Annotated in this window: 11 protein-coding genes; 10 read left to right on the top strand and 1 reads right to left on the bottom strand. The window is 27.8% G+C overall.

Going from position 1 to position 9,720, the window contains the following annotated elements; translation table 11 throughout:
* The 9 genes from BN1173_RS00660 to rseP form a co-directional block, all read left to right on the top strand.
* A partial coding sequence (locus BN1173_RS00660) for a hypothetical protein (RefSeq protein WP_052456014.1) occupies nucleotides 1-713 on the top strand: 713 nt, incomplete at its 5' end.
* A 13-nt stretch (nucleotides 714-726) separates the two neighbouring features.
* Nucleotides 727-1,005 (top strand): hypothetical protein, encoded by a 279-nt coding sequence (locus tag BN1173_RS00655; protein ID WP_012537896.1) that lies wholly within the window; start codon nucleotides 727-729, stop codon nucleotides 1,003-1,005.
* Nucleotides 995-1,594 (top strand): Maf family protein, encoded by a 600-nt coding sequence (locus BN1173_RS00650; RefSeq protein WP_040235881.1) that lies wholly within the window; start codon nucleotides 995-997, stop codon nucleotides 1,592-1,594. The genes BN1173_RS00655 and BN1173_RS00650 overlap by 11 nt, the downstream gene beginning before the upstream one ends.
* Before the next feature lie 35 nt (nucleotides 1,595-1,629).
* Nucleotides 1,630-2,394 (top strand): 30S ribosomal protein S2, encoded by a 765-nt coding sequence (gene rpsB, locus BN1173_RS00645; RefSeq protein ID WP_014696025.1) that lies wholly within the window; start codon nucleotides 1,630-1,632, stop codon nucleotides 2,392-2,394.
* A gap of 21 nt (nucleotides 2,395-2,415) precedes the next feature.
* Nucleotides 2,416-3,252: a translation elongation factor Ts gene (gene tsf / locus BN1173_RS00640; RefSeq protein ID WP_040235877.1), complete on the top strand. Its 837-nt coding sequence runs from the start codon at nucleotides 2,416-2,418 to the stop codon at nucleotides 3,250-3,252.
* A 37-nt stretch (nucleotides 3,253-3,289) separates the two neighbouring features.
* The gene (gene frr / locus BN1173_RS00635) at nucleotides 3,290-3,844 is read left to right on the top strand and encodes a ribosome recycling factor (protein ID WP_040235874.1); all 555 of its coding nucleotides are present in this window, start codon (nucleotides 3,290-3,292) and stop codon (nucleotides 3,842-3,844) included.
* A 4-nt stretch (nucleotides 3,845-3,848) separates the two neighbouring features.
* Nucleotides 3,849-4,541 (top strand): polyprenyl diphosphate synthase, encoded by a 693-nt coding sequence (uppS, locus tag BN1173_RS00630; RefSeq protein WP_014696022.1) that lies wholly within the window; start codon nucleotides 3,849-3,851, stop codon nucleotides 4,539-4,541.
* Nucleotides 4,489-5,394: a phosphatidate cytidylyltransferase gene (locus tag BN1173_RS00625; RefSeq protein WP_246040017.1), complete on the top strand. Its 906-nt coding sequence runs from the start codon at nucleotides 4,489-4,491 to the stop codon at nucleotides 5,392-5,394. The genes uppS and BN1173_RS00625 overlap by 53 nt, the downstream gene beginning before the upstream one ends.
* Before the next feature lie 16 nt (nucleotides 5,395-5,410).
* Nucleotides 5,411-6,691 carry an RIP metalloprotease RseP gene (gene rseP / locus BN1173_RS00620; protein WP_040235869.1) on the top strand — a complete coding sequence of 427 codons (1,281 nt, stop codon included), beginning with the start codon at nucleotides 5,411-5,413 and terminating at the stop codon, nucleotides 6,689-6,691.
* Between the two features lie 42 nt (nucleotides 6,692-6,733).
* Here the strand turns inward: rseP and trhA are convergent, their stop codons facing one another.
* A complete protein-coding gene (gene trhA, locus BN1173_RS00615) occupies nucleotides 6,734-7,420 on the bottom strand; it encodes a PAQR family membrane homeostasis protein TrhA (RefSeq protein ID WP_014696019.1) in 687 nt (228 codons plus the stop codon).
* Between the two features lie 216 nt (nucleotides 7,421-7,636).
* On the opposite strand from trhA, the gene BN1173_RS00610 reads away from it, so the two are divergent.
* Nucleotides 7,637-9,328, top strand: coding sequence for a PTS transporter subunit EIIC (locus BN1173_RS00610; protein ID WP_040235867.1), 1,692 nt, complete (start codon nucleotides 7,637-7,639; stop codon nucleotides 9,326-9,328).
* The last annotated feature ends 392 nt before the right edge of the window (nucleotides 9,329-9,720 follow it).

The raw sequence follows: 9,720 nt of genomic DNA, 5'->3' as shown, positions 1-9,720 counted from the left end.
GTGGAATTGAGGATATTGTTTTAGTTGATTCTCCTTCTGTAGTTGATAGTAGAGCTTCTAGAGATGTTTTGGCTTTTAAATTACCTTATGGGTATTTTGATAAGAGTAGTAATGCTAAGGTTAGAGGTTTTGATATATATTATAAATTTTATCCGGAAGGTACGAATCATAATTTTAGTGGTTTTGCAAGAAGTGTTCAAAGAGATTTTGATGCATTAAAGAGTGTTTTTAATAATGTTAGTGCATTTAATTTTAGAGGGTTTTATAAAATAAATTTAGATCGAGATCGTTTTTCAGGAAGTCCTACTTTAAAATTGGATAAGAGTTGGATTCAAGGTAAATTTCCTTTATATATTGAATTAAATTTTGAAAATTTAAGAAAAAGTATTCCTGGTTCAGCGTTTATTACTATAAGGAAGGGCAATGATTCTTCATCTCCTATTCTTAAAGAGATTAGGAATATGTACAGGTCTTATGTTGTTGATGGTTTTTATACTGAATTTTTTGATGTTTTGAAGAAATCTAAAGTATCAGATAGTAAAGATAGACCATTTGATCTTAAACATATTAGTGATAGCTTTTTTACAAGAGATGTTTCTCCTAAGTATAATTTAGTGATTTTTGTTATGGCAGCAGGCAATGCTATTGAAGGTGATCTATATAGTGTTATTGTTAATTTAGGGACTTTAAACAGTTTTGAGTTGTCAAATTAGTTGAAGGTAAGGTATGTTAGCATTTTTTCTTCATTTAATTTTAACTAATATTATTATTTCTTTTTTAGTAAGTTTTTTTGTTGTTTTTTTTGGTATATTGCGATTTAAGTTTTTACTTATTTATTTTATAAGTTTTTTAGGAAGTGTTTTATTTTTATTTTTTATTCCTCTTTTTTATTCCGATTATTATGATAGACAGATAAATATTTTATTTTATTTGTTTCCAATTATTGGTTCAGTAGTTTTGGTGTCTTTATTAAGATTTTCTGAGAGGAGTAAGAATGATTTATAAAGAAAATTTTGAAATTGCGCTTGTATCAAATTCTCTTGCTAGAATTGATTTTTTAAATGCTTTAAAGCTTAATTTTGTTTCTCTTAGTGTTGATATTGATGAAGATTTAATTATGAGATCCGGTGAGATGGAAATTACAAAAAAGATCTCGCTTATTAAGCTTACTAATGCCATTGAAAAATATGGAAAAGATAAATGTTTAATTACTGTTGATACTTTAGTAAAAAATGATTCTATTTATATTGGCAAAATACAAGATGAAAAGGAAGCTTTTGTTAAAATAATGGAATATAGCTGTAAGCTTGTTGAGGTTGAAACAAGTTTATGTATTTTTATTCCAGAAAAAGAAAAAATAGTGAAAGCTTGTGAAGTTTCGTTTATTAAATTTAGAGAATTAACTCCTGATATCGTTTATCATTATATTTCTCTTGGATATTGGAAAGATAAATCTGGAGGTATAAGTCTTAAAAATGGTGTTGCAGATATATTGATTGAATATATTAATGGTAATTATTCAAACATTGTAGGCTTACCAATTGGTTTGTTTTATGATATTCTTATTAAAGAAAATATAATTTCCGCTATATAAGTAGTGAGTAATAGCGAGGGATTTGGGAGGTTGTTTTGGCAGTAATTACTATGAAAAGCCTTTTAGAGGCTGGAGTTCATTTTGGTCATCAGGTAAAAAGGCTTGATCCAAGAATGAAAAGATTTATCTTTTCAGAGAGAAACGAAATACATATTTTAGATTTACAAAAAACTCTACAAGGAATTAAAGATTCTTATGAACTTGTTCAGAGCGTTATAAAGAATGGTAAGAAGGTTTTATTTGTTGGTACTAAAAAACAGGCAAGTGAGATAATTGAACAGGAAGCCAAAAGAAGTGAGATGCCCTATGTTAATAATAGGTGGCTTGGTGGTATGCTTTCAAATTTTAATACTATTAAGAAATCAGTCCAAAAATTAAAAAAATTGGAAAAAATGGAAGTTGATGGAACTTTTGAAATGATTAGTAAAAAGGAAGTTTCTCAAATTAATCGTGAAAAGCTAAAATTAGCTAAAAATTTGACAGGGATTAAGGATATGGAAGAGCTTCCCGGTGCTATTTTTATAATTGATCCTAAGAGGGAACAAATTGTTATTAATGAAGCTAGAAAACTTGGTATTCCTATAATTGCAGTTGTTGATACTAACTGTAATCCAGATGTAATTGATTGTCCAATTCCTGGAAATGATGATGCAATTCGTTCTGTTGCTTTATTTACTAAGATAATATCTGATGCTATCTTGGAGAGTGATAAAGAGGTTGGCATTCAAATAGTTGAAAATTTGAATGAAGAAGATTTAATGGGCGAAATTGAAGTAAAGAATGAAAGGAAAGAATCATAAAATGTATATAAGGAGAGTAATATGAGTGTTAATCCTCAAGAAGTAAAAAAACTCAGAGATGCAACTGGTGCTGGATTTGGTGATTGTAAAAAGGCATTAAGTGTTGCTGGTGGTGATTTTGAATTAGCTAAGAAAAAGCTTAAGGAGATGGGTATTGTATCTGCTGATAAGAGAAGTGGTAGAGATGCTAAGGAAGGGAGAGTTTTTTCTTATGTTAATACAGAAAGAGTGGGTCTTTTGCTTATTGCATGCGAGACAGATTTTGTTGCTATGAATAGTGATTTTGTGACTTTTGGAAATTCTTTGATAAAACAATTAGTCGAAAGTGGTAGAGATATTTTAGATGAGCATCAAGAACTTGAAATTAAAAATTTGGCAGCCACAATTAAAGAAAATATTTATGTAAGTAAAGTTTATATTTCTAACATTGCATCTAATGAGCTTGTGAAAAATTATCTTCATGGGGATCATTCTAAGATAGGTGTGTTTGTTAAATTTAAAATAGATGATATTTTAAAAATGCAAGATGAAAAATTAAATAATTTTGCAATGGATTTAGCTTTGCATGTGGCAGCTTTTTCTCCTCTTTATTTAAGTGTTAATGATGTTTGTCTTAATTATATTAAAGAACAGGAAGAAATTTTTATGAGACAAATGGAATCTAGTGGAAAACCTGAAAATGTAGTTAAAGGGATAATATCGGGAAAACTTAAAAAACATTTAGGAGAAATTACCCTCTTAGAACAAGGGTTTGTAAAGGATGATAAACTTACTGTTAAAGAAAAAATAGAAGAGGTTTCTAAGTTGATTTTAAGTAAAATAGAGGTTGTGGAATTTAAGTACTTAAGTGTTGGATAGTAATTTGTGATTCTTTTGATTTTTTAAGGAGGTTTGAATGGAGGAATATAAAGCTTTATTAGATGAAAAGATGGGAAGGGTTGTTTTATCTCTTGAGAGTGAATATAAGTCTTTAAGAACCGGTAGAGTAAATAGCGCTCTTTTTGATAAAGTATTTGTTGATTATTATGGAGAAAAAACTCCTTTAACTAGGGTTGCTAATATTAGTGTTCCTGAGGCAAGGCTTATTGTCATTCAGCCTTGGGATAGAAGTCTGTTATCTAAAATAGAACAGGCTATACTCAATTCAGATCTCTCAATGAATCCTTCAAGTGATGGATCAGTACTTAGGATTAAGGTGCCTGTATTGACTATCGAGAGACGAAAAGAAATAGTAAAACAAGCAAAGAAAATAGCTGAGGATCATAAAATTGCAACTAGAAATATAAGGCATGAATTAAATAATAAAGCAAAAAAGCAAGAAAAAGATTCTCAGATTACTGAGGATGATTTACGACGAATTTTAGATGATATTCAACAAGATACCAATTTTTATATAAAAAAAATAGATGGAATTTTTGATTTAAAAGCAAAAGAGATAATGGAAGTTTAAGTTTATGAGTAGTAATTCTCTTCCAAGTCATGTTGGGATCATTATGGATGGAAATAGGAGATGGGCATTAAAAAAAGGTTTGTCATTTTTTGAAGGACATAAAGAGGGTTTAAAGAGAGCTAAAGAAATAGTGAAACATTCTTGTGAATTGGGTATAAAGTGTTTATCTCTTTATGTTTTTTCTACAGAAAATTGGAATAGAACAAATTCTGAAATAGAATATTTGATGTTTTTAATTGCCGATTATCTAAGTTCTGAGTTTAAATTTTATGGTGAAAACAATATAAAGGTAGTGGTTTCAGGCGATATTGAAACTTTAAGTCAAAAAGTTAAAAAGTCGATTGAAGATGCTACTAATTATACAAAGAATTTTGATGGACTTATATTAAATTTGGCTATTAATTATGGCGGCAGAAATGAAATAGTTAGAGCTATTAAGAAAGTTTTAGCAAAAGGGTTATCAGTTGAAACTTTAAATGAGGTTGAATTTGCTAAGTTTTTAGATAATCAAGAACTTGGTGATCTTGATCTCTTAATTCGCACAGGTGGAGATATGAGAGTAAGTAATTTTCTTTTATGGAGACTTGCTTATTGTGAATTTATTTTTTCAAATGTTTTATGGCCAGATTATTTTGTTTTTCATTATGAGAGAGATTTGGAATGTTTTAAGAATAGGAAGAGGAACTTTGGGAGATAAAGGTTTATTTAGTATTAGGCCTAAAAAGTTGACATTTATTGCTCGACTTGGAACGTTTTTATTTTTTGTTCCTTTGGTCTTGCTTTTAATATTTTTAGAGTTTAAGAGTTATTTATTCATTAATATTTTAATTTTTATGTTTAGTGGAATTGCTGCAAAAGAAGTTAATGATTTGCTTAAATTTAAGTCTGCTTCTGTTTCTAGTACTTTATCTTTCTTTTTAGGAATATTCCCTCCAATTTTGACATATGTGCATTTTAATATTTTAGATTTAGGCATTAATATAGTATTTTATTTAGTTATAACTTTGGTTTTTAGTAACTGGATTGTCAATTTGGTTTTTATTAAAGAAAATGAAATTGTTAATTTTTTATCACAAGCAACTTCTATAATTTTTATACTCATATATCCAGGTATTTTGATGTCATTTGTTGTTGCTATTACTACTTTGCCAAAAGCACCTATTCTTTTATTAATACTTTTTTCTATGGTTAGTGGTAATGATACTTTTGCCTATCTTTTTGGATATTTCTTTGGAAAAAATAGTTATAAGCCTACTATTATTAGTCCTAATAAGACTATAATGGGATTTTTTGGTGGTATACTATTTTCTGTCATTGTTGTACTTATTGTAGTAAGTTTAGGATTGATAAATTTAACTTATGGAGAGGCTATGGTTTTTGGAGTTTTAATAGGATTTTTTACTATTATTGGTGATTTGTTTGAATCTGGACTTAAGCGTAGTGCAGGAGTTAAAGATTCTGGTAAAATTATTCCTGGTAGAGGTGGTGCTCTTGATTCAATTGATTCATATCTCTTAACAGGTCCTATATTTTATTTATATTTGTCGTAGTTTTGGGGAGTCATTAATGTATATTTTTTTTAGTATTTTAGCTTTCACTTTTATAATATTCATTCATGAGTTGGGGCATTTATTTTTTGCAAGACTTTTTAAAGTTAAGGTTGAAGTTTTTTCTATAGGAATAGGTCCCAGTCTTTTTAAAATCAAAATAAAGGATACTGAGTATAGATTTTCTCCTATTTTTTTAGGGGGATATTGTAAACTTAAAGGGTCTGAACATTTGGAACACGAACTTAGGTTAAATAAACAACTTGAAGCAGATAAAGATTCTATTTTTGGTATTTCTCATTTTAAAAGGATATTAATATATTTTGCAGGGCCTCTTTTTAATTTGATTTTTGCATTAATTGTTTTTATTGCAATTGAAATGATAGGAATTGTTTATCCTGATTATTCTAATAAGGTAATCGTTATTAATAAAAATGCTTTAAGTAAATTTAGAGATGGTGATGTTATATTGAACGTTGATAATACTAATATAAAGTATTATTCTGATTTAAAGAAAGTTCTTCCTTTAAAAAATTCTAAAGTAACCTTTACTGTTTTAAGGGATGGTGAGAATATTAGTTTTGAGGATAACACAAATTTAGATAAGTTTTTAGAAGAAATTAACCCTTGGATAGATCTTGTTGTTGCTAAAGTTAAAATTAATTCTTCAGCCGAAGTTGCTGGCCTTCAGCCGAATGATAGAATAGTAAGCATTAATGATGTGTCTATAAGTAATAATAGGGATTTAGATAATTTAATTTCTAAACTTGATGTTAATGTGGTAGATATTAAATATGAAAGAGATGGAGAAATTTTGACTTCAAAATTGGTATTTCAGGATATTAATAAAAATTTAGGAATTTATTTATTACCTGGTTTAAAACGATTGGTGAGAGCGGATAATTTGGTAATTGCTTTTATAAATTCGTTTAATAAAGTTTTAGATATTTTAGGTCGTATTTTATATTCTATTATTGAGTTGTTTACTAATTTTAGAAGTAATTCTAAGAATATTACGGGGCCTGTTGGGATGATTAATATTTTTGCTGGGTCTTTTTCTTTTGGGGTATTGTATTGGCTTGATACTCTTGCTATTTTTAATTTACTGATTGCTGGTATGAATTTATTTTTTGTTGTAATTCCAATGCTTGATGGTGGTCAAATTTTGATTAGTTTTATTGAACTTGTGCGTGGAAAGAGATTTAAAGCAAAGATTATTTACTATTTTTATCTTTTTGGTATTTTGATGATGCTGATTCTTTTTATATTAGGACTTTTAAATGATTTGAGTAATTTTTAAAATACTTTTATATATTAATTTTAGTAGTATGCAAAACTTGAATTAATAGGGCAGTACATATTGAAACATAAACCAATAATGTGCAAATGATGCAAGTAATATTAATATATGAAAAAAGTCATGCATTTTCATATTTGATATTGGGTTTAGTTTTTTACTTGTTGAATATACTATTCCTCCTATTGTATAAAGGATGCCCCCAATAGCTAGCCATAAAAATCCTTGTATAGGGAGTATGTTATAGATGAGTTTGATTCCGAATATAATACTCCATCCCATGATGATAAATATGCATCCGTTAATCCATCCAGGACTATTTATGTATATTGATTTAAAAATGATTCCTAAAATGGCAAATCCCCAAACGGTTGTAAGAATTATTTTCCCATAAATATTGGGCATAAGAATTAGACATGGTGGGGTATATGTTCCTGCTATCAGTATAAATATTGATATATGATCAAATTTTCTAAATAGTTGTTTTATTTTGCTTCCCTTTGCAAATATATGATATAAGGTGCTCATTGTGTATAATAATGTCATTGATGAACCATAGATTAAAAATAATATTGCATGAAGATATTTTTTTAGGTTGATTGATAGGGTTATAAGAATAGTTGTTCCTATAATTGATAGGATAATACCAAACAAGTGAGATATTGAACTAAATAATTCATTTTTAGGTATTATACCATTATATGATGGTACGTTTTGATTTTTTTTAGACATAATTCACTCTTTTTCATATTAATAATATGTATATACTTCTTTATTTTAGGTATATTAGTGCAAAATAAGACATAAATCAAGCGGTTGAAAATAATTTAATATGTAACTAGAGATTATGTTAATTTTCTTATTAAATTTTTATATTAAAATCTAACTTTTTCTAAAAAAAGCAATATAATGTTGAATTGTCTTAATTTTTAGATGGAGAGGTTCAGCGTGATAGGTTTTTTAAAAATTTTGAAATTTGCTAATTTGCAAAAGTTTTCTAGTGCAGTGCGATTGCCAATTTCTGTTACTACGATTTTTTCTTTGATGCTGGGGATAGGGTCAGCATTTTTAAATCCTTCTAATTTATTTTATATTGATAATGCTGTTTTAAAATTGGTTTTGGGTCTTATTAAAAGTATAAGTAATATTGTTATATTAAATATTCCTTTATTTTTTGTTATAGGTATTGCTGTTGTTGTTGCTAGAGTTCAAAAAGGTACTGCTGCGCTTTTAGGTCTTGTTGGATATTTAATTTTTAACGTTACTGAAAATTATTTTCTTGGGGTATTTTCAGGATTAGCTGAATCTGATTTGATGTCTTCTGTTGGACAAGTTAAAGTTTTAGGAATCCAAACTTTAAACACAGGTATTTTGGGTGGTTTATCGGTTGGGCTTTTAGTTGGTTATTTACATAATAGATTTTGTAATATTGAATTACCAGGACCTTTTGATATTTTTTCTGGAATTAGATTTGTTTCTATGGTAATTTTTCCTTTTTGTATTTTATTGGGAGTATTATTTTTTTTAGTTTGGCCTTATTTTAATGAACTTGTCACTTCTTTTGGATTTTTTATTGCTAAGTTAGATTATTATGGTAGTTTTTTTTATGGATTTTTAAACAGAATACTCATTCCTTTGGGACTTCATTCTATTTTGACATTCCCTTTTAATTTTACTTCTTTGGGAGGATCTGAAATAATTAATGATCAGGTTGTTGGTGGTATTCAGAATATATTTTATGCTCAATTGTCAGATCCATATCTTACAAAATTTTCTTCAAGTATTTCTAGATTCAATAGTGGATTTTATCTTTCTATTATGTTTGGACTTCCTGGGGCAGCATTTGGAGTTTATAGGGGGATTATTCATGATGATAAGCGTAAGATCTTAGCATTGTTATTTCCAGGGGCTTTTGCAGCTTTTTTTACTGGAATTACAGAACCTTTAGAGTTTTTATTTGTTTTTACAGCTCCTTTACTTTATTTTGTGCATGCTATTTATACTGGATTTGCATTGTTAATTGCTAATATACTTGATATTTCAGTTGGTATGACTTTTTCTGCTGGATTTTTGGATTTTGTTATGTTTGGGATATTACAAGGGCATGATAAGACAAATTGGCTCTATTTGTTACCATTAGGTTTATTATTTTTTGCTTTGTATTATTTTACTTTTAAATGGGTTTATAATTATTTTGATTTTCAAATTCTTGGTGTTGGAGAGCCTTTTTTTGCTGGAAGTGAAGGTGAAGTTGAAGGGATGGGAATTGCTCATTTAATAGTTCAAGGACTTGGAGGTCTTGATAATATTCAAGAATTTGGTGTTGTATCGACAAATTTAAACTTTGTGGTTTTCAGTCCAGAACTTAGGTTTGAAGATTTTCTTAAAAAAACAGGTGCTTTGAATATTGTTACAATTGGTAATACGATTCAAATTGATTATGGAACAAATGTTTATTATATAAAACAGGCTATTGAAAACTATTCTTCCAAAAGTCTGTTTAAATCCAGTGTTATTGTTGCATCTGATAATATAAGACAAGGAATTAAAGCATATATTGAGATGAAAGAAGACGATAAGCGTGAAAAACAAGGAGCAACAGGGAAGCTTTATAAGCTTAATAAAGATGATAGAGATTAAACTTGAGAGTATAATAAAAATTATAGATTTATAACTACTAAATAGTAAATTATTTTTTATGATTTATTTAAGTATCTTTTTGAAGGAATTAAAATTTAAAGGAGAGATATAGATTATAAAAAATATTGAGGATAAATAATGATTTAAATTTTATTATTAAAAGAATGAATTTTATTTCTGCAAGATTGATTGGTTGTTAGTTAAAGTTTATACAGATAATCAACTTTGTATTTATTGCTATTTATCTGTAATTAATTATGATGATGTTATAACTTATCATGTACATTGTTATTAATGCTGAATTTTTTTTAAAAAAATATGCTAAATTTGTAGGTATATTGCAAAAGCTTCATAGAATATTTTTTTAATGATGTTCTATCGTGGGGTAATTT

This window comes from Borrelia crocidurae, assembly GCF_000825665.2.
Taxonomy (GTDB): domain Bacteria; phylum Spirochaetota; class Spirochaetia; order Borreliales; family Borreliaceae; genus Borrelia; species Borrelia duttonii.
Note: the sequence above shows the minus strand (reverse complement) of the source record. Positions and strands in the feature narration are given on the sequence as shown.